This window comes from Steroidobacter gossypii (genome assembly GCF_016801985.1).
In the GTDB taxonomy this organism is placed as follows: Bacteria; Pseudomonadota; Gammaproteobacteria; order Steroidobacterales; family Steroidobacteraceae; genus Steroidobacter; species Steroidobacter gossypii.
Genome location: NZ_JAEVLS010000002.1, coordinates 1,077,687 through 1,102,358, shown reverse-complemented (window position 1 = coordinate 1,102,358; position 24,672 = coordinate 1,077,687). Strand labels below are relative to the sequence as shown.

The window sequence follows — 24,672 nt, the reverse complement described above, 5'->3', positions numbered from 1 at the left end:
TGCGCACCCGGAATATCACTTCTTCGACACCAGCTCCCGCTGTTCGGGCTGGCGCACATAGACCTGCGTGAACTTGACGCGCACCGCCGAGGAGATGGCGGTGTTCTTGCCGGTCTTGGGATCGGGATAGCCGTCGGCCAGGCGCATCATCGCCTTGTATTGCGAGGGCGAGGACAGCTGACCGTAGCTGTGATGATGCGTGGACCAGGAAGTATTCAGATGATGATTGAATGCCTTCACGTCCACGTAGCCGGCCATCAGGCCCTCGGCCGCCTGCGGATCGAGCTTCAGGCTGAGCTGAAAGCCGCGGAAGATATGATGACCGCTGGTGCCGAATGTCACACCCCAAGGCAGCATCACGCGATCGGCCGGCTCGGTGGTGAGCACGCCGTCGACGATCTTGCCCTTCAGCTGGCTCACGTATTCCTTGCCCCAGCGCAGGTCGATACGTTGTGTGCCGCCGGGGATGAAGCCTTCGCCGGTCGCGTCCTGTAACAAACCGTCGCTGCCGCGATAGGTCGTCACCACCACGGCATCGTCATTCTTCAAGTCATCCACTTCGGTCAGCTCGATCACGATGCGGGCATCGTCGTAGCTGCGCATGAACAGATTCTCGAAGTGATTGATGGTGCCCATGGTGCGGTAGTGGCCGATGCAGCCGATCACGCGATACAGCTGATTATCGATGCCCTTTTCGCCTTCGGGGCTCAGGAAATCCTCGGGGCCGATCCTGCCGTCCAGGTTCAGGCCGTAGGAGGTGTTGCCCTGGGCTTCGAGGAACTTGAACGACTCGGGCTCGGTGGTCGGATGCCACTGCTCGCCTTCGCGCTTCAACTGCGCCTCGACGATGGAACGTTTCTTACCGTCGCCGTAGAGCTTCTTGAACTGCTCGCGCGGCCCGTCGTTGAAGCCTTGCGGACATTCGGTCTTGGCGCCTTCGGTCTCGTACACGGCCCAGTACTTGTGGGTCAGCGCATAACCGATCTTGCGATCCTTCAAGATCGCCTGGCCTTCCTCCTGCAGCGGCTGCGCGGCGGCCGTGGACAACACGATGCTCGCCGATGCTGCGAGCAGCGCGGCGGCGCCGCGCACCTTACGCTTCCGAAGCGCGGCGGCGCCGCGCAGGGTCAGCTTCCGAGATGCATTCCTGGAGATATCAGGCTTGGTCATATCAGCCCCCTCGAGTCGCCGAACCGTTAACGATCGTTCGCCAGTCGGCCCAGCGAATTGTTTCGATAGTCGTCACGCAGCCAGAACGCACGGAAGCCGTTGCGCTGGCCGTTGAACTCGCCGTAATTGTCGCCGTTCGCGTCGCCCGGCTTCAAATCGTCGCCATAGGTGTAAACGGGACGGCCGCGATACGCCCACACGTTGAGCGCGCCGGCATCGCCGGGCTTGGCCCACTTGCCGGTCTTCGGATCGATGGTGACCACCGTCCACAGACTGCTGTCGCTTTTCGCGCCGGGCGAGGCCTGCACGTACGGAAAGGTCTTGTTACACACCTCGGGATCGAAGTTGCCGCAGATCGCCATCCGATACACCTGCGGCGCATCGGGATGATCGCAGGTCTGCTGATCCATGGCGTCGTCGTTGCACTGGTAGAGATAGATGGTCTTGCCATTCTTGTCCGCCAGCACCTGGCCGATGCGCGAATCCTGCACGGTGAAGTCCGCCGGCGGCGGTAGCGCGCGCTGCGTGTACACGTTGTTCCAGCCCGGAATATCACTTCCAGTCACGGCGCGCGTCTTCTTCTCGTGCACATAGGTATACAGCGGCTTGCCGCGATACGCCCATTGCTTGATACCAGGCGAGCGTTCGACCACGCTCCAATCGCCTTTGGAACGCGCGGTCTGCGGCGCCAGCACCGGATTCCAATCCGACAGGCACTTGCCGGTGCAGTTCGACTTGCCGGGCTCGTCGGCGTCGGAGGCGTACACCGAGTAACCCTTGGAGGTGGTGATCATGTGTCCGGTACGAAACGGCGCAATCGCCAGTTCCGGTGGCACATCGGGCGGCGGACCGATCGGCTCGCGCACGATGCCCTCCGCGCCGCCATTCAACGCATTGGTACCGCCGAACACATCGCCGGTCTTGCGGTCGAGATGTGACGTGTACACGGGATAGCCGTCATACGCCCACTGGCTCTTGCCATCCTTGCGCTTCACCAAGGTCCATTTGCCCACGGGCTTCGCGTCCGCCGGCGCGAGCACCGGTGGCCACAGATCCTGGCAGCTCTTGCGCTTGTCCAGCTCGGGCAGCAGGAAGCCGCCCGGATAAGGACTCATGTAGCCGGTCGTTTCTTTGTAGATCGTGTCGTCGCAGGTGGATTCGCCGCTGTTGCGACGGTCGCCGGCGTTGCCGTTGCGCAGATTGCCCAGCGGCCAGATGTACAGCGTCTTGCCTTCGGCGGTGGCGTACAGCGGCCCTTCCAGCTCGGTCTGGACCACCTGGATGCCCGGCGGCGTCGGCTCCTTCACATACGCTTCGCTGTAGTTGGCGTCTTTCGGCTGCCAGTACGGCCCGGTCGCAGCCAGCGTTGTCTGACTCACGCCGGCGCCGATCAGCAGCGCGCCCGCCAGCAACGATCTCAATCTTGTCATCACGTCCCCCAGCTCGAGCCCAAGTCAAACGAGGATCTCGCCGACCTCTTGCGAAGTATTGTTGCTGTTCACGCCCCAGGACGGCTTGTCGACGCCGAACAGGCGCAACGCCGTGTAACCCATGCGTGTACCCGCCGTGCCCTTGCCGTCGATGTGCAGGCCGGTCTTCACCTTGCCGCCGGCGCGACCGGCCGTGAAGATCGGAATGTGGTCGAGGCTGTGCACGCGGGCGTAGCCGTGATCGGTGGTGCCGTAAATGAACACGTTGTCGAGCAGCGTGCCGTCGCCCTCCTTCACCTTGGTGAAGGCTTCGACGAAGTAGGCCCACGACTCCATCGCCCGACGCGTGAACCACGAGGCCACCGGCTGATAGCCGAGCTTCATGTCGACCGGCTCTTCGTGCGTGGTGGTGTGATGCGGCTTCTCGTAGCCCGGCTTGATGGTCGAGGAGTTCGCGTTGGTGTACGCCATGTTGAAGACGCGCGTCTGATCGCAAGCCAGCGCCATCACCAGCAGGTCGGTCATCATGCGATGACGAAGCGCGATGGCTTCCTGTTCCTGACCCATGGCCGGATCGACCGTGATCTCGCCCGGCCGCACGCAGGCGGCGATCGGCTCGGGTTTCTCCAGGCGCTGCTGGAACTGCTGCTCCAGATGTCGCAGGCCGGTGAAGTACTGATCCAGGCGGGCGCGATCGTCGGCCGGCACCGCCTGCATCAACTTCTTGGTCTGATCCATCACGCCGGAGAGCACGCTCTCACGCACCATGATGCGCGGATTCGGTTTGAACGTCGGTGCATTCGGGTCCGGGAAATCGGGACCGAACAGCCGGGTGTAGAACTGCAGCGGCGACCACTCCGGCGCGTTCGGCGTGTTGCTGTTCTCGTAGCTGTAGGTGTTGCGCACGTCGCCCGTGGCGGTTGCAGTCAGCGACTTGAAGCGCGTCGCGCCGCCGATCTGGTTGGCGATGGTGACGTCGATGGTCTCGCCCGGGATGTCGTTTCGATCCTTGGGCGCGGCGCCAGTGCGCGCGATCACCCAGCCGGTGTAATGGCACAGGTTCTGGTAGTTGTCGCGGAAGGCCTGCGTGTTGGTGATCAGGTTCATGTGCTGCTTGATCGGCGCCAGCGACACGATCTCTTCGGGCAGATCGAAATCCGGACCGTACTTCTTCGGCACGAAGATGTCCTTGTTCATGCCCAGTCCCCAGCCCCAGGTGCCGAAGCGCACGGGCATGGGCGCACCCGAAGCCAGAGCGGTGCCGTTGGTGTTGAGGAAACAATTCAACAACGGCAGCGCCACGTTCACAGCGGCGCCACCCACCAAACCTCGCAGCACTGTCCGTCGGGTCAATTTGCTCATTGGGTGCCCTCTTTCGCAAACGTCAAATCAGTTCTTCTCACCGAGCCTTCGCAATCGAGGCGACGGTCTGTTTTGTTTCCTGCGCCGCGCCGGCGGCATCCACCGTGGTGGTGGCCGGCAGCTGCTCGTCGATGACAATCTCTTCGGTGGGCTCGTGCGCCTTCGACGGCCCCGACTTCTTCGCCGGCGTGACGTGCTGGAACGCCTCCGACAGCGCGATAGTGCGCAACAGATCCGGCAGCTTGTAGCCGCTCTCGGCGAACTCGGCCGTGAAATATTTCATCAGCGGACGATCGGTGGGCTTGGCGGCGCCGCCCGAACCGTAGCTGTACAGACGATCGACCAGGCAGCTTGGCAGGCTCGGGTTGTCACGCAGCGCCTGGCCGAGACCGATCACGTCGTCGAAGGGCACGCCGTCCAGATCGCCCGAGGTGTCGATGGTCGCGCCGTTCTCCGTGGTGCGGAAGCGACCCGCGCCATCGAAGCTCTCCAGCGCGAGGCCCATCGGATCGGTGATCTTGTGGCAGCCGGCGCACGCCGGATCTTCCAGGTGCACGGCCACGCGCTCACGTTGAGTCTTGTAGTGAGCATCCGGATTTTCGAGCTTGCCGAAGTCCACGTTCGGCGGCGGCGGCGGCACGATCTGACACAACAAATGTTCGCGCAGCGCCTTGCCACGCAAGGTCGGCGAGCTGCGGCCCGGATGCGAGCGCAGAGCGACGAAGCTGATCTGGGTCAGCAGGCCCTGGCGCGGGCTGCCTTCGGGAAATTCGTATTCGGTCCAGCCGCGCGAGGCCGGGATCTGATACAGCGGCGCCAGCGCCGGCGACATGAAGGTCTCGCGCGTGACGAACAGATCGCGATAGTCCTTTTGATCCACGATCAGGTGATCGATGATGGTGCGCAGAGTCTGCTCGCGAGCATCGGTCGCCGTGGCGCCGGTGAAGAATGGATACACCAGCGGATCCTTCGACAATGAATCGAAGTCGTCGAAGCCGAGCATGTCGTCGAAGAACGCGCGCATGCCGTCTTCGAGGCGCGGGCTGGCAATCATCGACTCGACCACGCGCTTCAGGCCGCGCTCGGTATTCAGCTCGCCGCTCTCGGCGGCCTTCAACACCATGTCGTCGGGCCCGGCGTTCCACAGGAAGAAGCTCAGGCGCGAGGCCAGCGACAGGGCATCGAGGCGACGACGGCCTTGATCGTCCACGTCGCCTTCGGTGGTCTCGATGATGAACAACACCTCGGGGCTGATCAGCATGGACTCGAGCACCAGCTCGATGCCGGCGTAGAAGTCCTGCAACCGGTCCGCCGCCTGGTTGGCCGCCGTGACGTAGCTGCTCAACTCCTCGTCGGTCAACGCACGGCGATGCAGGAGCCGGCCGGTCTGCGAGAAGAACTGCTTGGCGCACTCGGCGTCCGGCTTGGTCTCCGACGCAGGCGTGCATGGGATGAGGTAGCTGCGCCGCTCGGGCGAGACCACCTGGCCTGCGATGCTGCTCGCGGCGCGCTGGAACGTTTCGATTTTGCCCGAGGTGACGCCGGCCAACGCGGCGCCGTTCGCCAGCAGGCCGTCGACCCGGCGCAGCGGCGGAAACTTCATGTCCATGTTCACGCTCGAGCCAAACACGTTTTCGATGGTGTTCAGATACTGCTCGGTGGTGATCACGCGCACGCGCGGCGGTGTGCCGGGATTTTCAGGCTCGTTCTTACCCGCGCAACCGGCAAGCAAGAGAGTGGTCAACGCGGCGGTGGCGCTGCCGAGGAGAGCTTTACGGAGACTCGAATTCACTCAACTTCCCCCTACCGATCGTCACGCGGATAAAAAACGGCTTCGCTTGACTAGACCTGTTCTATCCGCAATACAGAATGTAACCCTACCGGCTGGTATGAACTTTGTTTTTTTGGCTGCGAAAGTAGAAATTTTCCGTCCGGTGTCAGGTGTTTACCCCGGTTTTCACAGTCGGGCCGCAGCGCTTCGCGACGGGCCGCGTTGGACCGCGTGACTGGCCGGCTGGTTCCACGATGCGGCTCGATCGTCACGATTCCGGCAGCTTGCCCTCGAGCTCCTGGTAGACGCGCCAGACCGCGATCGGCGCCTGGGAGCTGCGTAACGCCCAATCGTGGTACTCGCCCCAGTTGGCGTGCTCGAGCGCCGGACAGTTCGCGGCGGACTCGCACTTGTGGCCGGCGGCATGCAGCCGCTCGGCCTCGTCGATCACCGAGGCGAGCGCCAGCCGGGCTTCGTCCAGCTCGCGTCTCATGATGGGTGCCTCGTCGATGAAGCCATGACCGGGAATGTAGTACGAGGCATTCATGGTCGCCGCCTTGCGCAGCGTGGCCAGCCATTCGGTCGGATACGCCGAGCGCATGGCTGGAAACACATCGCGCAGGAACACCTCGCCGAGGAACAGCACATTGCTCTCCGGCAGCCACGCAACCAGATCGCCGCCGGTGTGCGCGCGACCCAGATTCAGAATCTCGATTTGAATCGCGCCCAGTCGCAGCGAGCGCTGCTCCGACACCAGCATGGTGGGCGGATTGGGGTCTTTCGCCAGCCGCTTCTGCGAGGCCGGCGAGCCGATGAATACGACGTTGGGATAGGCCTCTTTAAACGCGCTGTTGCCGCCGACGTGATCGGTGTGGTCGGAGGCGATCACCACGTACTTGATCGGCTCGGGCGTGAGCTTGCGAATGTTCTCGATCATCAGGCGGGTCTGCGGCACATCGCCCTGCCCGTCCACCACCACCACGCCGTCGCCGGTCGCGACGATCAGGCTCACCGTGTTGACGATCACGCCCTGCTTGTCGGGCGAATGCAGCCCTTCATAGGCGTACACGTCCGGCGCGATGCGCTGCCAACGGGGGAAATCCTGCGGTGTGAGATTGCGTTTGGAAATATCCGCCGAATGCGGCGGCTCCGCGCTGAAGGCGGCCGAAGTCAGCAGCATCGCGCCGGCCGAACACACGACCCGCGCGAGCGTACTCGCTCTTCTCATCGTCATCCCCCACGCGGGACGGGCCTGCTTCGGCCCGTCCCGCTGGCGTTTGTTTTTTTAGAACTTGAAGCGCACGCCGCCGTGGAACATGGTGCCGAAGCGATCGTACAGCTCCACGTTCGACTGGCCCTGGTAGAAGCCCGCGCCACGACCGCCCGCCACCTTGGCCGGATCTTCGTCGGTCAGGTTCTCGATCACCAGGTACAGCTCGCCAAACTCCTCGAGCTGATAGTTGACCGCCAGATCGAAGTAGTGCGCGGCATCGATGTGGTTGTCGTTGATGGAGTTGGTGTACCCCATCGCCGCCAGCTCGCTCGAAGACGGACAGCTACCCACGGCGCACTCGAAGAACGCGTTGTTGTACACGCCGGAGCTGATGCCGCGCATGGTCAACGTCACCGAGAACGGATTCAGGTCGTAACCGGCCGACAGCAGATAGCGATACTTCGGTCCGGACAGCTCCGCGCCCAGGCCGATGCCGGCGTCGTCGGAGTTCACGCCCTTGCCGTCGATCTTTTGACCGAGCGTGTTGATCGTCTCCAACTTGTCGACGAACGTACCCATCGCACGCAGCGTCAGGTCGCCAGGGCCGACCGGCAGCCGGTAGGTGGCGTCCACGTCCACGCCGCTGGCCGTCTCGCCGACGATGTTCTCCGGATAGCTGGTGACCACGTCGATGAAGCCGGCCGCATTACGATGGATCTGCGAGCACATCTGCGCATCGCCGCGCTGATAGCAGTTCTCGATGATCTCGCGCGTGGTGCGCACGGCGATCGTGCCGTCCACTTCGATCTTGTAGTAGTCGATCGACATGGTGAAGCCCGGCAGGAAGCGCGGTGTCAGCACCACGCCGATACCGGTGGTGTCGGCCTCTTCCGGCTTGAGATTCAGGTTGCCGATGGTCTGGCTCTGCATGAAATAGGTCGGGTTGCCCGGCAGGCCCAGATCGATGTTGTTGCCGGTGCCGCCCGAGCCTTGATTGAACAACTCGCCCAGACCCGGGGCGCGAATGTCGCGCGAACGGGTGAAGCGGAAGCGCATATCTTCGAGTGGCGACCACACCAGGCCGGCCTTCCAGGTCGTGACCTCGCCGGACACGCTGTAGTCGGTGTAGCGAACCGCGCCGTTGAAATCCAGCTGATCGGCGCCCGGCACGTCGCTCAACAACGGGAACACGGTTTCCACGAAGCCTTCGGTCACATCGTACTCGCCGATGGTGGCCTTGTAGTTGCCGGCGAAGAAGGCGCTGGCCTGGTCCAGATCGCTCACCCAGCCATCGGAAGACTCCTTGCGATGTTCGGCGCCGAACGCCAGCGACACCGGGCCGGCCCAGTTGTCGAACGGCTCGCCGCTCATGCTGGCGGCGAGGACCTGCTGTTTCAGCGTGATATCCGAATGACCCATGTCGGTGATGTAGTCGAGGGCCTGCGGCGAGTTCACGCCCAAACCCATCGGATTGTAGGGACGGCAGTTCGGATCGACGACGATGTTCAAGAACTGGTCACGCGGACCGCACACGATGTTGCCGGTGGCCGGATCGCGGACGGCGTTGATCGCCGCGCTGTAGCGCGAATTGACGCGGTTGGTCGGCGTCAGCGACACGATGTTCTGCTCGCCGTGCACATAGGCAGCATCCCAGTTCCATTCCCGGCCGCCGAGATCGAAGTTGCCTTCGAAGCCGAACACGCCGCGCTTCAACTCACGCTCGTTGATACCCTGCAGGTAATGCATGTCGCCGTTGAACGTGCCGATTTCGATGGCGTCGATGTCGTTGGCCACCATCACGTCGCGAATCTCGGGCGCGAGGAATGCGTTGTCCTGGTAGACGTAGACGCTGCCGCCGTTGTTCAGGATCGGCACCACCTGCGTGTTGTGCGACCAGGTCTTGCCCCACTGCAGATCGACGAACGTGGTGACGTTGTCGGTGATGTCGAAGCTGGCGCGGCCGAACAGCGTCTTACGCTGCAACGGCAGAGCGATGGTCGTGGCGCGATCGACACGAGAGGCTTCCCAGTCGCCGCCTCTCATGGTCGGACCGTTCACCAGGTCGCCGAACTGGAACGGGATCGCGGCGCCGCCGGTCACGAACTGGGTGCCACGCAGACCGCATGCGCCCGGAGCGGCGGTCAGTCGGTTGCCGGGCTGGCCGGTGACCAGATCGACGTACGGCGTGATGTTTCGACAGCTCAAGGTCAAGCCACCGTAGGTGCCGTTGGCAACGCCGGCGTTATGCACCGTGAGCAGCGTCGGCTGGCCCGGCTGCGACGCCAGCGGATTGTTCATCAGCTGGAACGAATCGTCCGCCCAATCGCGATTGTTGCCGATGATGCCCTTGTCGTCCGAGTACTCGCCGCTGAACAACAGGTGGCCACGATCGTCGGCGAAGCCCGTGCCCGCCGTCAGCGAGACTTTGTAGTTCTCGCCGTCGCCCATGGTGGTTGCGCCGTAATCGACGTTACCTTTGACGCCAGTGAATTCTTTGTCGAGGACGAAGTTCACCACGCCCGCGAGCGCGTCCGAGCCGTACACGGCCGAGGCGCCACCGGTCACCACGTCCACTCGCTGCACCAGGCCGCTCGGAATCATGTTCACGTCGACCGCGCCGGACAGCGTGCCGGTGGCAATCGTCGAACCGACCATGCGCTTGCCGTCCTGGAGCACCAGCGTACGGTTGGCGCCGAGGCCGCGCAGATTGAGGATGTTGGTGCCGGCGGTGCCGGAGCTGATGTTCGAAGAACGATTGCGCGGCGTCTGGCTGTTGGTGAACGCAGGCAGTCGGTTCACCGAGTCGGCGATGGTCACGGTCGCCATCTTGTTCAAGTCTTCCGCACCGAGCACGGAAACAGGTGTCGGCGCCTCATAGCCGTCGGCGCGCGCAATACGCGAACCGGTGACGGTGATCGCTTCGAGAGTGTCGCTGGAGATATTGGAAGATGAGCCGCCGGTTGCAGACTGAGGGGCTGGCGAGGGACTCGCCTGCGCCACCTGCTCGGCGGTTTCCTGAGCCATTGCGCCGGTCGCGACGAAACTGGTGAGCGCGAGCAGCGTTACGCTGGCCGGTCCCAATGCGCGTTTGATGGCCGCAGAAACCGGGCGCTCGCCCGAACGTGCCGCGCTTCGATCGTGCATCGTCATATTCCCCCTTTAGGAAAATTTATTCTGTGCGAGGCTCACGCCGGGTTGTCCGGCATTGACTCGCATCTGATGAATCGCCTCTGGGTCACGCGCTGAAGGCTTGCGCCGTCATCGCTGCCGAATGCTTCATTACGCGGCACAGCCTACACGCGTCGGGTCGCACGAATTTACTGATAATGTGTGTCGCCAGTCGGGGTCACCGCATGATTTGGGCGTCGAAGCGCGAATTGGCAGCATTAGTTTGCGCAGGCCGCCTCGAGGCTGCTGCGGCAGGCGTTAACGGCGCTGCGAACGCCTGGTATTGCGGTTGAAGTCGCCGCCTGCGACGGCTACTTTGAAGAAGGAGGCGCGTCGCGCAACGCGCCTCGGCACTTCGAATCAATGTCCGAAATCAAATCGGTGACGAGCGCTCGCGTTCGTCGCGGGGGATTCCAAACCATGCGTTCCAAGTCGATTGCCCGAGCTGCTGTGTTGTTGAGTATCGCGATCTCGAGCAGCGTCGCGCTGGCCGATGCAGCCCAAAGAATCAATCCACTCATCGACCTGATCGAGCAGGGCAAGCCCGTGATGGGTCTGTACGCGCCCAGCAATCGTGCGCCCTACGGCGCCAAGGAAGTCGAACCGGCGGCGCGCAAGACGCCTGCCCAGCTCGCGAAAGAGACGGTTGCGTACCAACTTTCCGATTTCGTTTTCGACGGCAGCATGGAGCATGACTACGACAAGGCGTTGCCGGTGTTCACCGCTTACGCCAAGGCGCTCGGCGCGGAGCAACGCCTGCGCGACGCGCCTCATCCTCGCATCGCCTATCCGATGATCGTGAAGATGCACGAGATCGCGCCCGACCCAGCGCTGGCCGCCCGTCACATCTCTCAGCAGCTGGACCTCGGCGTCAGCGGCATCATGTTCGTCGATGTGCAAAGCGCCGAGGAAGTGAAGCAAGGCATCGCCGCCATGCGCTACCCCGCTCATGGCGGCACGCGCGCCAACAGCGTCGGCTCAGCGCCGAAGTATTGGGGTCTTTCGGAACAGGAATATCGGCGCAAGGCCGACGTGTGGCCACTCAACCCGCAGGGCGAGCTGATCAACTGGGTCGTGGTGGAGAGCAAGGAAGGACTGAAAAACGTCCGGGAGATCGCCGCCGTCAAAGGCGTCGGCGTGCTCTGGCCGGGCGCCGGCACGCTGCGTCGTGTGTTCTCGACGCCTGGCCCCGATGGCAAGCCGGTGGTGGATGAAGCCGCCTGGGAAGGCGCCATTCAACAGGTGTTGTCCGCCTGCAAGGAGTTCAAAGTCACTTGCGGCATTCCGACCAGCCCGGATCAGATCGAGATGCGCATGAAACAAGGCTTCAGCGTATTCGTGATGAACTGGGGCGAGAGCGGCTTCAAGACCATCGAGGTCGGTCGCAAGGCCGCCGGCAGGAGTTGACTCGCCAACGGGTGAGTTGCCTGGCGCCTGCCGGGTCCCAATGGCCCGCGGGCGCCTTTCATCAAGGTGTCTATCAGAAATAGCCGAAGCCGTACAACACGCCGACCGTCCACAGCGCGACCGGGTCGCCGCCGACTCGGTACCGCGTCCAGCCGGCGGTGGCGGTGAGATCGTCCATCACCCCGACTTCGAGACCTGCGCCATAAAAATTGTCCGTGCCGCTGCGCGAAGTGCGCGCCGACTCGAACTCCCAGGTCTCGGAGACGCGCGTGCTCGACTTCCAGAAATATTTGCCGCCACGGAACGCCACCGCGACCCGCTCGCTCAACGGCAGCTTCACCTGCATTCCTACGTCCACGCCTCGAATCTTCTGTGTGAGCTGGCGCTCCGAATTCAACAGCCGCTCGGGGATCGGACCGCTGAAGTGCGCCGTGCGCTTGCCGAGGTCGGTGTAACCGACATGCACCGCCAGCAAGTCGGTGAACTGATAGCCCGTGAACACACGCCACCCGAGCCGCTTATCGTCGCCCCAAGTGGCGGACACGTCGTAGCTCATGGTGCTGAGCTCGCTCGACGCCGGCACCGAACCGCTCGAGCTTTGCACCTGGCCGAGTTGCGATCCGAAGCTCCAGCGGGACGCCGCGTCTTCAGCCGCCGCCGTGCTGGCCGCCCCGGCCCCGAGCGCAATCGATAACGCGCACAACATCGTCCTGATCGAGTGCATGAAGACTCCTGACGCTAGCGCTTGAGAATGAACTCCCGATCGACCGTCTTGCCGACCGGGAAACCATATTCGCCGACCTTGCTGAATCCGTAGCGCTGGTAGAAACGTTGCGCGCCGTAATTCTCCGACCAGACGCCGATATACAGCGGCGTCCGGCCCTGCGACTCCAGCCATTCGAACCCCGCCGCCATCAAGCGGGCGCCGAGGCGCAGGTTGTGAAATTCGGCCAGCACGTACAGCTGCTGGACCTCGCCGGCAGTGGGCTCCAGTTGCTCGACCGGCAGCTTGCAAGCGCCCACCACGATGAAGCCGATGTGGCGGGAGCTTGGGTGCACGGCCAGCCAGACGGCTTTGTTCGGATCGCTCAGCGAGCGGCGCCAGCTGTCTGTCGAGTGGCTCTTGCCCAGAAAATCCTGCAAATCCTCGGGCGGATACAGGTGCCCGAAGGTTTCCGTAAAGGTCGTCGCCCCCAGCTCGGCCAGGACGGCGGCGTCATCCACGGTGGCGCGGCGGATGGTTGCGATGTCGGCTGTAGAAGACATTTTCGGACCAGAACCCTGGCAAGTGGCCGCTATTCTACAGCGGCCCGCTGTTCCGCGCTCGCCACGGCCGTGGCCTCCCGCGAATGGGCCAGGCGATACAGCGCGGGCAACACAAATAAGGTCAGCAGCGTACTGGACAGAATGCCGCCCACCACCACGGTGGCCAGAGGCCGCTGGACTTCGGATCCGGTGCCGACATTGAACGCCATGGGCACGAAACCGAGACTTGCGACCAGCGCCGTCATCAGCACCGGACGCAGCCGCGTGGCGGCGCCATTCATGATGGCTTCGTCGAGCTTCGCTCCACGCTCGCGCAGATCCCGAATGAATGTGAGCATGACCACGCCGTTCAGCACGGCGATGCCCGATAGCGCGATGAAGCCGACCCCCGCCGAAATCGACAGCGACATGCCACGCATCAGCAAGGCCAGGATGCCGCCGGTCAACGCCAGTGGTACGCCCGTGAACACAATCAGCGTGTCCCGGCTCGAGCCGAACACGGCATAGAGCAGCCCTAGCACCATCGCCAACGTGAGCGGCACGGCGACGCCGAGCCGCCGTGTCGCCGACTCGAATTGCTCGAAGGTCCCGCCATACTCGATCCAGTACCCCGCCGGCAGCCGGAGTTCGGCACTGATGACCTGCCGTGCCTGCTCGACGAATGAGCCAAGATCCCGGTCGCCGACGTTGGCCGTTACGAGCGCGCGACGTTTGCCGTTTTCTCGGCTGATCTGATTCGGCCCGAGCGTCACCGCCACGCGAGCCACTTCGCCCAACGGCACATATTCCGGTGGCCCCGCGGAGCCGCCCAAGCTGTCGGCGTCACCGACGATCTCTCTCGACTCGTTCGGCAGCGGCACCGGCAGGCGCATCAACACTTGGGGGTCGGCCCTGTCGATATCGCCGAGTCGCACCAGAATGCTGAAACGGCGATCTCCATCGAACATCTGACCCGCGCTTTGGCCGCCGAGCCCGATCCTCACGACTCGCTGCACATCGGCGACGGCCAGACCGTATCGGGGGAGCCGCTCACGATCCGGTGTGATCGTGAGTAACGGCAGACCCGTCATCTGTTCCATCTTCACATCGCGCGCGCCCTGGACGCCGCCGAGCAAAGCTTCGACGCGCTCGCCCAGTTCGTGCAGACGCTCCAGATCGTCACCGTGAATTTTTACGGCGACATCCGAGCGCACGCCGGAGATCAGCTCGTTGAATCGCATCTGGATGGGCTGCGTGAATTCGTAGTTGTTGCCGGGAATCTCTGCGGCCGCGACCCGCAGCTCGCTCAGCAACTGCTGCTTCGACTTGCGCGGGTCCGGCCATTCAGAGCGCGGTTTCATCATCACAAACGTGTCGGACACCGAGGGCGGCATCGGATCGTTCGCGACCTCGGCAGTGCCGATCTTGCCGAACACGTGCGAGACCTCGGGCAGTTGCTTGAGCCTCGCCTCCAACGCCATCTGCATGTCCACGGACTGGCTCAAGCTCGTGCCGGGAATCCGTAGCGCATGCAATGCAACGTCTCCTTCATCCAGCGTCGGGACGAACTCGCGCCCCATTCTGAGCGCCAGCAACAGCGCCACCAGAACCAGCGCCGCTGCCCCGCTCACCACCAGCCAACGCCGCTCGATCGCTCGACCAAGCATTGGCTGATAGGCGCGTCTGATGCTCGCCATGACGCGTATCTCGTCATCTCGAAGTTTGCCGCGCACGAACAACGCCACCGCCGCCGGCACGAATGTGAGCGCCAGAATCAATGCCGCGGTCAGCGCAATGACGACCGTGATCGCCATCGGATGGAACATCTTGCCTTCGATGCCGGTGAGCGTGAATACCGGCAGGTACACCACCAGTATGATGATCACGCCGAACGTGCTCGGGCGCACCACCTCTTTGGTGGCCTGTTGCACGATGGCCAGCCGCTCGAGCAGCGTCGGCAAGCGCTGCGCTTTGGCTTGCTCCTCGCCCAACCGACGCAGGCAGTTCTCCACGATGATGACCGCGCCGTCGACGATCAAACCGAAATCCAGCGCGCCGAGACTCATCAGATTGCCGGAGACTCGCGAGCTGACCATGCCGGTGATCGTGCAGAGCATGGCGATCGGAATGACTGCCGCCGTAACCAGCGCCGCACGAATGTTTCCCAGCAAAGCAAACAGCACGGCGATCACCAGCAACGCACCCTCGACCAGATTCTTGGTCACGGTGTCGATGGTGGCGTCTACCAGCGACGTCCGGTCGTACATCACCTCAGCTCGCATTCCCTCGGGCAAAGACGCCTGAACACGCTCGAGACGCTCCGCCGTGGCTCGCGCCACCGCGCGGCTGTTCTCGCCGACCAGCATGAACACGGTTCCCAGCACCACCTCCTTGCCGTCCAGGGTAGCGGCGCCAGCCCGCAGCTCATGGCCCACTTCAATGTTTGCTACTTGCGCCAGTCGGATCGCCACGCCTTGGCGTTGCGCCACCACCACGTCTCGAAGCTCCTCGATGGTCGTGAGCTGGCCTGGCGCCCGGATCAGGTACTGCGCGCCACTGCGCTCGATGTATCCTGCGCCGACGTTCTCATTGTTTCTTGCGATGGCGGCGAGGATGTCGTCGAAGGTGAGATCGTACGCCAGCAACCGGTTCGGCTTGGGAGCGACGATATAGGCACGCTCGTATCCGCCGACCGTGTTCACTTCCACCGCGCCCGGCGTTTGCCGCAGCTGGGGTCGGATGATCCAGTCCTGCGCCGTCCGCAGGTCTGTCGGCGTCCAACGTGAGCCCTGCTCGGCCGTAACGGTGTACATGAAGATTTCACCCAGACCGGTGGCGATCGGCCCCAGCGTCGGTTCCAGTCCCGGCGGAAGCTGCGATCTCACTTCGGCGACACGCTCGGCGACCAGCTGACGCGCGAAGTAGATATCCGTGCCGTCTTTGAACACGACGGTCACTTGCGACAACCCGTATCTCGACAACGAGCGCGTATATTCAAGGCGCGGCAATCCGGCCATGGCCGTTTCGATAGCGAACGTCACTCGCTGCTCGGCCTCCAGCGGCGAATAACCGGGCGCTGCGGTGTTGATCTGCACCTGGACGTTGGTGATATCCGGGACTGCGTCGATGGGCAGCCGCTGATAGTTATAGACGCCGATGGCGCAGATCAGCAGCACCGCCGCGAGCACGAGCCAGCGATGGCGCAACGAGAATTCGATGATCTTGTTCAGCATGGCGGCGCGCTCAGTGATCGTGGCCGGCGCCGGCCTTTTCGATGTCGGCCTTGATCAGGTAGCTGTTCCCGGTGACGTAACGAGCGCCTTGCCGCAGACCTTCGAGCACCTCGACGTGATCCGCATCGGCGCGTCCCAGTTCGAGCTTGCGCACTTCATACGTGTCGCCAATCTGCTCGAACACCACGTCGGAATCGCGGTATCTCTGCAACGCCTCACGTCGTACGGCAAGCGGCACCTTCGTTTCGGCAACCGTCACATTCGCGGTGACAAACTGCCCGGGCCGGAGATCTCTCTTGGCGTTGTCTATCACTACGCGCGCCCTGACACTCTGACTGCCGTGAACGGCCAACGGCGCGATCCGGGAAAGATGCCCGTCCGCGAGCTCGCGGCCATCCAGATCCAGGATCTGCACCGGCTGCTGTTCGCTGATCCGCGCAAGGTCGGTTTGAAACACGTCGAGCTCGGCCCACACCTTGCTGAGATCGACGATGGTGAACAGCGCCTCCTCGGCCGTGGCCTCCCCCACCTGAGCGCGATGCTCCACCAGCACGCCACCGATGGGCGCAGCGATCGAGTAGTTCTGCAGACTTTCGTTGCTCTGTACTTGCGCGAGGACAGCGCCGCGCTTCACGGTTGACCAAGGTTGCACCGCCACCTCGCGGACCACACCCGGGAACCTTGCTCGTACTCTGGAAACGCGCGCAGGATCGGCCTGGATCACGCCGGAGAGAGACAATGTTTCTTTAAGTGTTGCGGGGCCCGCCTGGCCGGTCGCCACACCCATGGATTGCGCCACGGCCGCGGCGATGGTGGTGCGGCCTTCCCGCCCCTCTTCGGCGCCGTCGTCGTGCCCGACCTCGTGGCCATTGCCATGGTCGTGCTCGTTTCCGCGCTCGCCGTCCTGTTCGTGGCCGTGCTCGTCGCGCGCGCTGGCAGGCTCGTTCGAGGAGCCACAGCCGGCGATCAGCAGGGCCGCCAGCAAAACTGCGAATGATCTGATCATGGCGCGCTCCTTTCGAATGCGCGAACGGGCGCACCCGTCACGCGTCGGATCTCTATGAGTAAAGTATGAAACTGCGCGGCAGCCTCGATTGCCTGGCGCTCGATTTCGAGCAACTGCGCCTGCGCATCCGCCAGCTCCAGCAGAGAAAAGCGACCGGCGCGGTATCCCTGGTCGGTGGTGGCCAGCATGGCCTCCGCCTGAGGTCGGATGTTTGTATGCAGCGCCTGCGCCTCGGTCCGGGCGTGACTGATCTCCTGATACAACTGGAACAGCTTCGCTTGCGCATCCAGCTGACGCGCCTCGCGCTCTGCATCGATACGCGCGCGCTCGGCACGCGCTGATTTCTCGTGCAAGGCAGCCCTTTGCCGCGTTCCCAACGGAACAGAGAACGATGCGATCAACGCATGGTCGTCGAACGATTCGAGCCTGCGCACGCCGGCGGCAACGGATACATCGGCGGCTCTGCCTGCCTCAGCCAGCTGAATGCGCGCATCCTGCGCCCTCGCCTCCGACGCAAATCGTGACAACTCTGGGCTCGATTCAAGCCGCTGTGCGTACGCTTCGAGCGGTTCGATCGCAGGCAAGTCGAACAGATTGCCCGCGGCGGTTCCGAACGAAGCGCTGGCATCGCCCCACAACACGGCAAGACTCACCCGTGAGCTCGCCAGCTCGTGCTCGGCATGCTCCTCTTCGATACCCGCCCGGGCGAGCGCGATCTCCGCCTTGCTGAGCATCGCCGGCGATGACGCGCCCGCCTGAACGCGCTGTTTCACCACATCTCGCGTGGTGCGAGCCAGCGCCGTCGCGCGTCGCGCTGTCAGCAGCGCTTGCTGGTCGGACACGACATGAATGAAACGTCGAGCGACCTCGGCGAGCAGATCGCCGCTCCGAACCTGGTGATCAGCGGCAAGCGCATCGATCTGTCTTGCTCCGAGCTCCCTGCGGAGCGATGACTTGCCGCCGCGCTCGAAAACACGGGACAACTGCACCGTCGATTCGAGCGCGTCGATGCCCGAGAGTTCTCCGGTCCCGCCGAAGTTCTCGAATTCGGTTTGTACGCTCCATGCGGGCCCCAATGCCTCGAACTCGGAGCGGCCCGCCAGACTCTCGGCTTCCAACTTGAAGCTGCGAATCTGCGGATTGCGCTCAGCTGCAAGCGTCAGCGCCTGTTCGAGCGTCAGTTCATTCTGCGCACGCGACGCGGCGCCGTGCGCCCCGATCATCCAGCCAAGCGCGCACACGACTACACCCGCACGCCAGGCGGGCGCCATGCTTGTTCTCATTGAAATGCCTCCGCAAGCGACGTCCTCGCGGAACGACGCTCAGTCACTCAGAACTTGAGAATGCGAAGAGGCTTAAGCCGGCGGCCCGCGCAGCGGCGGTCGCCAATAGAAGGAGTCGTCGGTGGGAAGCGAATCGGGTTCAGCGGCAGGCACCCCCGTTTTTGCAACGGGCAGCTCCCAGCTCAGAACGGTCAGCGCAACAGCAAGTGCAACATCAAACTCGGGCCCGCCCTTCTTGGCCAGCGTCCCGACCAGCGGATTCACATCCTTGTCCGCCTGGCCTTCATCCTGATGATGTTCATCGTCATGAAGATCCGCGATATGCACCGCCGCCGGCGGCTCCTGGCCATCCATGCACAAATGAACATGCGCGCCACTGACTTTCACAGTCAGCACTGCCAGGACCAAGGTCCACAGCAACAAACGAGCTATGCGCGGCGTACACCACATGGAGGCGAATCATATCTCAATTCGCGGCTTACTGCTCTCTACTCCCGGACTAGCGTCACCGCCATGAGGCCAACAACCACATCATTGGCCAAAGCGCGAACCGTGATCGACTGAAGCGTGCGCGAACGTTCCAGGGGAAAGTCGAGCACAGTAGCGGCGCCGCCGTCGATGACGCCCCCGTACGACGCTTCCTCGGAAGAGCCTCCAACTCGAACCTGCCCCGACTTCAAATCAACCCGCGTGGGCCGCGGTGCTCGTAGCGGGAACTGATAGGCATCGGTGAGATAGTCCTGTTCGATGGGCCACCAGGTCGACGGGTTGCGCAGGGCAAAGCGAGTGAGCGTCCCGTCCGTATAACGGACCACCACCTCACCGTTGTCGATGCGACTTTGCATGTGATTCGTCGACCCCGCCATCAACAGGTGCACGTGCCCCGCCCGCCCCGACAAAGGAATCGAAACCTCGCTCGGGTAATTATCCCACTGCGACGTGAACACGATGTTGGGCTCACCAACCGCACCCGGCGTCCGAAACATCACCCCATCCGGCAGCAACAACCGATCGTTCGCTGCCGCCGCCACACGCCGCAACCCGGCATCGTCGATGTTGGCCATCGCATTCACGTGCCCCGCCCACGCCCCAATCCCCTGCGCAGGCAACGCGAGCGATACATGAGGCGACCGGGGACTGCGATACTTCCCATGGCGGAATATCTCCGTCACCCGATCGTTGAAATAGACATTCAAGTCGACCGGTTCGAGCCGCATTCGAGCGGAACGCTCATAAGGGCTCGTAGGCGAAGGCTCCTGAGCAACCCGCGTCTGCAGTGAAGGCTGCCACCATTCAAACATCCCCTGCCGAGCCCGAACGAACCGATTCCCCGGAACATCGCCCGCACGCAACGGCTCGCCAGCCCAATGAATCTCCACCACGGCCTCGGTCGACGACCATGGCGCAACGATCTCCAGCAAAGGCCGCCCCACCGCTTCGGCCCCAGCGCGCCATTCGACCTCCAATCCATCGATCGTGACCCGCGCCACATCCTCATGCGTCGCCGGCACAACCAGCCGCAACGATTCAAAACGATGCACGGCAGACTGCCCGACGATCCAGCGATCCAATCTACCCTCACGCTCGAACGCCACGGTGACATCGGGGTGCGTGAGACGCGCCCTATCCCATTCCAGCGGCAATCCCGGCCGAAGCTCCAGCTCACCATCCAACGCGCGAGGCTTCAAACCGAACAAACCCTCGACAATGGTCCGCGACATCACCCCCGAGCCGTCCGCGAAATCTCGCTGCGCTTCGCGCCGATAGACGTCGAGGTAGTTCATCGAGCCGACATTCCCGGGCGAGATGCCCATGTACATGCTCGCCAGCAACGAGCTTTTGGTGAGCCGATAAGCCGCCTCGGCCCGCCCTGCCTGCCAGAAGCCAAGCGCCGTATGCAGGTTCTCACCCATCACGACGTTGTTGATCGACCAGGAATAAGGCATCCAGTCCGTGGTCGAGAACATTTGATAGCGCCGATCGCCCGGCACGCCCGGCCCTGCAATCGGCAGACGCGGATTGTTACGCTCGACCGCGCTCGCCATCGACCACGCCTCGCGCGGCGTCGGCACGCCTGAATCGACGGTGTGATAAAAGCTCCACAGCCCGGCGCTGGGATGCACCATCTGCAGGCCCAGCAGATCTTTGTATTCAGCGAACGCGCCTTCATCCGCCTGCCACAAGTAACGCCGCATGGCTTTGCCGATCGCCTCTGCTTCCGCCTCGTACGCGCTCGGATCGTGACCGAGCAATCCGGCAATCTTCGCAGCCATGCGATTGTGATAAAGATTGTAGGCTGAGGCATAAGCCACGCCGCCCCCGCTGTATTGCAGATCGTCGCTCGCCCAGATCTGCGCATACGCCTCATATAACGGCAGCTCGCGAGCGCCTGCGAACTCGCGGCGAAACAATCGTCTTTCCCAAGCAAGATGGCGTTCGATCACCGGCCACGCCTGGCGCGCGAACTCGAGATCGCCAGTCCATTCGAGATGCCGAAACAGCGCATCGATGAACACGGCGTTCATATCATAATGCGCGTTCGCCATATCGCCGTTCGAATGCAGTCCCGCCTCGCTGCGCGCCAGATTGGATTCCTTGTCCGCCGGCGGGATCTTCTCGGGCACAGGATCGACGTTCTGTCGCCCGAACCAATACTTGAAGTTCGCCTGCGCTCGCTCATGCAGACCAAGCGCATCGAGCGCGTAAGGCCCACGCCAGCCCAACAACTTGGCGCGCCACGCAATCGCGCCGTGCATGATGGCCTGCTGAGGTTCGTCCCACACAGCATCCGCGGCCACATTGAGTGCGCCGACCGCCGCGTTCAGGAAAGGATCGGGCGTGTCGATCGTTACGCGGCTTCGTAGGGCTGCAAAATGCTCGCGCGCCGCATTGAACTGTGCAGCGAGCGAATCGCGGGAGAATTCTGCTGCGAGCCTGGGGCCACTGACCTGCTCCGCGCCTCCGCTCCGGTTTGCAGTCACGGCGCTGTAAACGTCGAGCTCCTTGTTCGCTGCTTCATCGACGCCGCTGCGTTGAAGCGAAAGATAGGTGGCGCCTTTGTCGAGCGGCAACGCGCCAACGACGAGCGGGCGTTCCGCCGTCGCTGCGCTTCGACTCCGCAGTGGTGCAAACAATTCGGCAGGACGATCCCACTGATCCGCACTGGCAATCCGCATGGGCAGCGTCGCCGAGGTCAATCCCACCAATGTGGCCGCCTTCGATGTCAGCACGAAACGACCTGCGCCCTTCAGTTCGATCCGGTTGTCAGCGGCGAACTCGGGCTTGGGCTGAAACCATTCGCTGATCGGCGCCGCTTCGGTGCCGATGTCACCGTCGCGCTTGCCTCGCTGACCGTTCACTCCACCGAATGCCCAGAGCAACTCCACGCCGCGCGCAACACCTTCAGGCGTGAGCTGCAGGATCAGCCCTTCCGTGTTGGCGTATGCGAGCGCCGTCAGGCGTACGACGGCGTCCTCTCCAAGCAACGGATCACGAATCGTGTAGAACAATTCGCCGGGACGATAGCCAGTCTCGATGTCCGCGGCGTCATGCAGCCATCGAATGTCGCCTTTCGAGCGTAAGGCAAAGCGCAGATTTCCGCCGCGGCCCGGCAAGTAGAGAACGAATTCCGGCTTGTCTCCACCATCGACGCGGAACGCCGTGTTGCCGCCATACAGGGGCCGATTGAATCGCTCGGCGCCGTTCTGAATGACAAACGCCTCGCCCACCGGCCGATAGCGCAACGGCCGCTCGATGCGCGAAGCGGTGTTCGGATGAATTCCTCCGACGGCCGAGGGCGCCTGCGCATGCAACGCCGCAGGAACCAGAAACGCCAGGCAGACTGTAACGACGGTGGCCGCGCGCTGCGCGGCCCATGACACACCGATAGACACCAACAACACTCTCCGGTCGAGCAGCCCCCGACCGGATTGTAATCAGAGATGAGCGGTGTGGCTCATCGCCTCACGATGTGGGACGCTCTTCGGAAACGGTCGCGCGCTGAATGAAGTCGGCGAACGCGCGTTTGGCCTGCTGCCGAGCGAGGCGATCCGTGTAGAACATGTGTCCGCCCGGCACGCATACATTGCTGACTCGGGTGCGCAGCTCGGGCTCCGTGCGAGCCACTGCTTCGTCGAGCAATGTGCACGAGCCATCGTACAGTCCCTTGAAATTGAGGACGCGCAGCTTGGGATTGAGTGTCATCGCCCGATGCAAGGGCGGCTCCGACGCCTTGTCATCCCCCATCTTGAACCGAGCCGTCATCCAGTCGGGAGCGAAGCCGGTCAGCGGATCGATAGCCAGCGGTTCGGGATGGAACGCGCCACCGAACGGGCCTTGATAGAGCAGATCGCTCTGGAAACCCAGCACGTCGCGAACGTAGCTGTTGAACACACGCGATGTGCCGGTCAATAAATCCATGGTACGCGACAGGCTGGGATCGGGCGTGTGACCGAATGGCATCCACGGCTGCCCGGAGGGCCGCGCCTTGCGAAACATCCGTCCATCGTATCGTCCGAGCTCGAGCCCCTGGTCCGCAAGCAACGCATCGGCAAAGACATCTCGCGTGAGGCGAAGCGTCTCTGCATTCGCGCGGCTGCCGTCCACGCCCGTGTAGTGCTTCAACTCCGTAAGAACCTTCGAGCGCTCCTCAGCCGTCAACTCGGCGGGACGAGCGAGGGCTGGCGCATACGTGTTGCGCGCCCACTCTTCCGACCGCCTGAGCGCGTGTTCCAGCGGCAACGCTTGCAGCTCCGACGAGAGCCGCTTGTGATAATGCGCAGTGGCGGTGAACTCAGTGATGGCCAGCGCATCCTTCAGGTTCTGTGGCACTTGCTGTCCGGCTTCATAACTGCCGGAGATGAGGAGCACGCCATTGAGATGAGTGCGGCGGCGCTCGAGCGCCGCGGAGACGAGCATCGCGCGTGTCGTGCCATAGCTTTCGCCCCCGATGAACAGCGGCGCGTCCCATAAATTGAAACGCGTCAGGTAGACGCGAATCATCTCGGCCACGGCCTCGGCATCGCCGTGTCCGGTGAACAGCGTCGCTCGATACGCTTCGGACGTCGCCCGACTGAAACCCGTGCCCACCGGATCGACAAACACCAGATCGCTGTGCTCCAGCCAGGTCTCCGGATGATCCACCAGGGGACGTTCGACGTTGGCACCGTACTCAGGATAGGTCTCGGGCGTCTGTGGCCGTTTGGGCCCGAAGCCCAGCACATGAACTTGCGCCGAATTGGCGCCCGGCCCGCCGTTCCATAGGAATGTCACGGGCCGCTTCGGCTGGCCCGCTGCGCGCTCGACGGTGTACGCGATGAAAAAGATCGAGGCCATGCGCTCGCCCGTATCGTTCACATAGAGCGGCAGCAGTCCGGTGTGCGCTGTGTAACGCAGTGTCTTGCCACCCTCCAGACGGACCGAGTTCTTGGTCGTGACGATGGTGTCTGCATGCGGCTCGACGGGCGCCGCCTCGCTCACACTCGAAAATGCCCAAGCCATGGCGCAGACGGCCGCAACGATCGCTCTCAACATCCATTCCTCCTCGTTGGCCGCCGCAATCTAGCACCGCGCGCGTGCAGATGATGCGCGCTATTGCGCGTTTCCCATCGCACACACGATCCGCGCCGGCAACCCGGCTGCGCTACATTTTTTCGCCGGGTAAGCGGCTGGCCTGTTGGATCCAGTCGATGAATTGCGCTTCATCGAATGGCTTGTCTGGGTAGATGTCGAGGTAACGCACGTAAGGATACTTGGATTGCCCGGGAGGCTGCGGCTGCAGCGAACCGCCATTGAGGAACGTCACTTTCACGTACTTGTTGAAGCAGTGGAAGCTGAGAAACCACACGTCGTCCTGCATGCCATAGAACGGCGAGTTCCACTTGACGGCTTTGCGCACCTTGGGCACGGTGCGCGTCACCAGGCGATCCAGCTTGCGACCGATGTCTTTCTTCCAATCGGGCATGGCGGCGATGTAGGCCTGCACCGGCTCGTCGCCATAGCCCTTGGGAATCTGCGGATTGCCGCCGGAGAGCAGGACGGGCTGCCCGGCGCCGCCGGATTTCGAGCTGGCCTGCTTCGCCACCTTCACCTTGGCTTTTTTCGTGACCGTTTTCGTGGACGATTTTCGGGCCGACTTCCTGGCGCTGTGACTGGCCATCGCGTCCGTTCCTATTCGCGGGCGAGTCGCTGACTGCGCCACCTGGCGGCATAAGGCAGCACGAACATGTACAGGCCGGTGAACAGGAGCAAGAACAGCGGGATCAGGGTCAGGCTACCGACCCAGAACGCCAGCTGCTCACGCCCCATGACCGCGAAATTGGCGAGCACCGCCAGAGTGAAAACGACGGCCAGACAGCGATGAATCTGTCGGATCCACTTGCTCAT

Annotated in this window: 17 protein-coding genes; 1 reads left to right on the top strand and 16 read right to left on the bottom strand. The window is 63.1% G+C overall.

Features of this window, described 5'->3' with window-relative positions; translation table 11 throughout:
* Window positions 1-15: 15 nt before the first annotated feature.
* The 6 genes from JM946_RS11975 to JM946_RS11950 all read right to left on the bottom strand — a co-directional run bounded on the left by JM946_RS11975 (window position 16) and on the right by JM946_RS11950 (window position 10,090).
* Entirely contained in the window at window positions 16-1,170 is a 1,155-nt protein-coding gene (locus JM946_RS11975) for a hypothetical protein (RefSeq protein WP_203167513.1), read from the bottom strand.
* A gap of 26 nt (window positions 1,171-1,196) precedes the next feature.
* Window positions 1,197-2,600: a COG4315 family predicted lipoprotein gene (locus JM946_RS11970; protein ID WP_203167512.1), complete on the bottom strand. Its 1,404-nt coding sequence runs from the start codon at window positions 2,598-2,600 to the stop codon at window positions 1,197-1,199.
* A 24-nt stretch (window positions 2,601-2,624) separates the two neighbouring features.
* A complete protein-coding gene (locus JM946_RS11965; protein WP_203167511.1) occupies window positions 2,625-3,962 on the bottom strand; it encodes a DUF1552 domain-containing protein in 1,338 nt (445 codons plus the stop codon).
* A gap of 37 nt (window positions 3,963-3,999) precedes the next feature.
* Window positions 4,000-5,754, bottom strand: a complete 1,755-nt coding sequence (locus JM946_RS11960; RefSeq protein ID WP_203167510.1) for a DUF1588 domain-containing protein — start codon at window positions 5,752-5,754, stop codon at window positions 4,000-4,002.
* Between the two features lie 247 nt (window positions 5,755-6,001).
* The gene (locus tag JM946_RS11955; RefSeq protein WP_203167509.1) at window positions 6,002-6,961 is read right to left on the bottom strand and encodes an MBL fold metallo-hydrolase; all 960 of its coding nucleotides are present in this window, start codon (window positions 6,959-6,961) and stop codon (window positions 6,002-6,004) included.
* A 57-nt stretch (window positions 6,962-7,018) separates the two neighbouring features.
* Window positions 7,019-10,090 (bottom strand): TonB-dependent receptor plug domain-containing protein, encoded by a 3,072-nt coding sequence (locus JM946_RS11950; RefSeq protein WP_203167508.1) that lies wholly within the window; start codon window positions 10,088-10,090, stop codon window positions 7,019-7,021.
* A gap of 444 nt (window positions 10,091-10,534) precedes the next feature.
* Here JM946_RS11950 and JM946_RS11945 point away from each other — a divergent pair, with 444 nt between their 5' ends.
* A complete protein-coding gene (locus JM946_RS11945; protein WP_203167507.1) occupies window positions 10,535-11,521 on the top strand; it encodes an aldolase/citrate lyase family protein in 987 nt (328 codons plus the stop codon).
* Between the two features lie 73 nt (window positions 11,522-11,594).
* Here the strand turns inward: JM946_RS11945 and JM946_RS11940 are convergent, their stop codons facing one another.
* From JM946_RS11940 to JM946_RS11895, 10 genes are all read right to left on the bottom strand, one after another.
* Entirely contained in the window at window positions 11,595-12,245 is a 651-nt protein-coding gene (locus JM946_RS11940) for an outer membrane beta-barrel protein (RefSeq protein WP_203167506.1), read from the bottom strand.
* 14 nt (window positions 12,246-12,259) lie between these two features.
* Entirely contained in the window at window positions 12,260-12,769 is a 510-nt protein-coding gene (locus tag JM946_RS11935; protein ID WP_407700540.1) for a GNAT family N-acetyltransferase, read from the bottom strand.
* A 47-nt stretch (window positions 12,770-12,816) separates the two neighbouring features.
* A complete protein-coding gene (locus tag JM946_RS11930) occupies window positions 12,817-15,999 on the bottom strand; it encodes an efflux RND transporter permease subunit (RefSeq protein WP_203167504.1) in 3,183 nt (1,060 codons plus the stop codon).
* 10 nt (window positions 16,000-16,009) lie between these two features.
* Window positions 16,010-17,005, bottom strand: a complete 996-nt coding sequence (locus tag JM946_RS11925; protein WP_203167503.1) for an efflux RND transporter periplasmic adaptor subunit — start codon at window positions 17,003-17,005, stop codon at window positions 16,010-16,012.
* Window positions 17,002-18,288 carry a TolC family protein gene (locus JM946_RS11920; RefSeq protein WP_203167502.1) on the bottom strand — a complete coding sequence of 429 codons (1,287 nt, stop codon included), beginning with the start codon at window positions 18,286-18,288 and terminating at the stop codon, window positions 17,002-17,004. The genes JM946_RS11925 and JM946_RS11920 overlap by 4 nt, the downstream gene beginning before the upstream one ends.
* 72 nt (window positions 18,289-18,360) lie before the next feature.
* The gene (locus JM946_RS11915) at window positions 18,361-18,708 is read right to left on the bottom strand and encodes a hypothetical protein (RefSeq protein ID WP_218042765.1); all 348 of its coding nucleotides are present in this window, start codon (window positions 18,706-18,708) and stop codon (window positions 18,361-18,363) included.
* Between the two features lie 68 nt (window positions 18,709-18,776).
* Window positions 18,777-22,181: a DUF4450 domain-containing protein gene (locus tag JM946_RS11910; protein WP_322110935.1), complete on the bottom strand. Its 3,405-nt coding sequence runs from the start codon at window positions 22,179-22,181 to the stop codon at window positions 18,777-18,779.
* A 70-nt stretch (window positions 22,182-22,251) separates the two neighbouring features.
* Window positions 22,252-23,820, bottom strand: a complete 1,569-nt coding sequence (locus JM946_RS11905; RefSeq protein WP_203167499.1) for a S10 family serine carboxypeptidase-like protein — start codon at window positions 23,818-23,820, stop codon at window positions 22,252-22,254.
* A gap of 109 nt (window positions 23,821-23,929) precedes the next feature.
* Window positions 23,930-24,445, bottom strand: coding sequence for a DUF1801 domain-containing protein (locus tag JM946_RS11900; protein ID WP_203167498.1), 516 nt, complete (start codon window positions 24,443-24,445; stop codon window positions 23,930-23,932).
* Between the two features lie 11 nt (window positions 24,446-24,456).
* The gene (locus tag JM946_RS11895; RefSeq protein ID WP_203167497.1) at window positions 24,457-24,672 is read right to left on the bottom strand and encodes a hypothetical protein; all 216 of its coding nucleotides are present in this window, start codon (window positions 24,670-24,672) and stop codon (window positions 24,457-24,459) included.

Coding starts and splice junctions, on each gene's coding strand:
- JM946_RS11975 (WP_203167513.1), bottom strand. CDS start 1,170: ATGACCAAGCCTGATATCTCCAGGAATGCATCTCGGAAGCTGACCCTG.
- JM946_RS11970 (WP_203167512.1), bottom strand. CDS start 2,600: ATGACAAGATTGAGATCGTTGCTGGCGGGCGCGCTGCTGATCGGCGCC.
- JM946_RS11965 (WP_203167511.1), bottom strand. CDS start 3,962: ATGAGCAAATTGACCCGACGGACAGTGCTGCGAGGTTTGGTGGGTGGC.
- JM946_RS11955 (WP_203167509.1), bottom strand. CDS start 6,961: ATGAGAAGAGCGAGTACGCTCGCGCGGGTCGTGTGTTCGGCCGGCGCG.
- JM946_RS11950 (WP_203167508.1), bottom strand. CDS start 10,090: ATGCACGATCGAAGCGCGGCACGTTCGGGCGAGCGCCCGGTTTCTGCG.
- JM946_RS11945 (WP_203167507.1), top strand. CDS start 10,535: ATGCGTTCCAAGTCGATTGCCCGAGCTGCTGTGTTGTTGAGTATCGCG.
- JM946_RS11940 (WP_203167506.1), bottom strand. CDS start 12,245: ATGCACTCGATCAGGACGATGTTGTGCGCGTTATCGATTGCGCTCGGG.
- JM946_RS11930 (WP_203167504.1), bottom strand. CDS start 15,999: ATGCTGAACAAGATCATCGAATTCTCGTTGCGCCATCGCTGGCTCGTG.
- JM946_RS11925 (WP_203167503.1), bottom strand. CDS start 17,005: ATGATCAGATCATTCGCAGTTTTGCTGGCGGCCCTGCTGATCGCCGGC.
- JM946_RS11920 (WP_203167502.1), bottom strand. CDS start 18,288: ATGAGAACAAGCATGGCGCCCGCCTGGCGTGCGGGTGTAGTCGTGTGC.
- JM946_RS11905 (WP_203167499.1), bottom strand. CDS start 23,820: ATGTTGAGAGCGATCGTTGCGGCCGTCTGCGCCATGGCTTGGGCATTT.
- JM946_RS11900 (WP_203167498.1), bottom strand. CDS start 24,445: ATGGCCAGTCACAGCGCCAGGAAGTCGGCCCGAAAATCGTCCACGAAA.
- JM946_RS11895 (WP_203167497.1), bottom strand. CDS start 24,672: ATGAGCAAGTGGATCCGACAGATTCATCGCTGTCTGGCCGTCGTTTTC.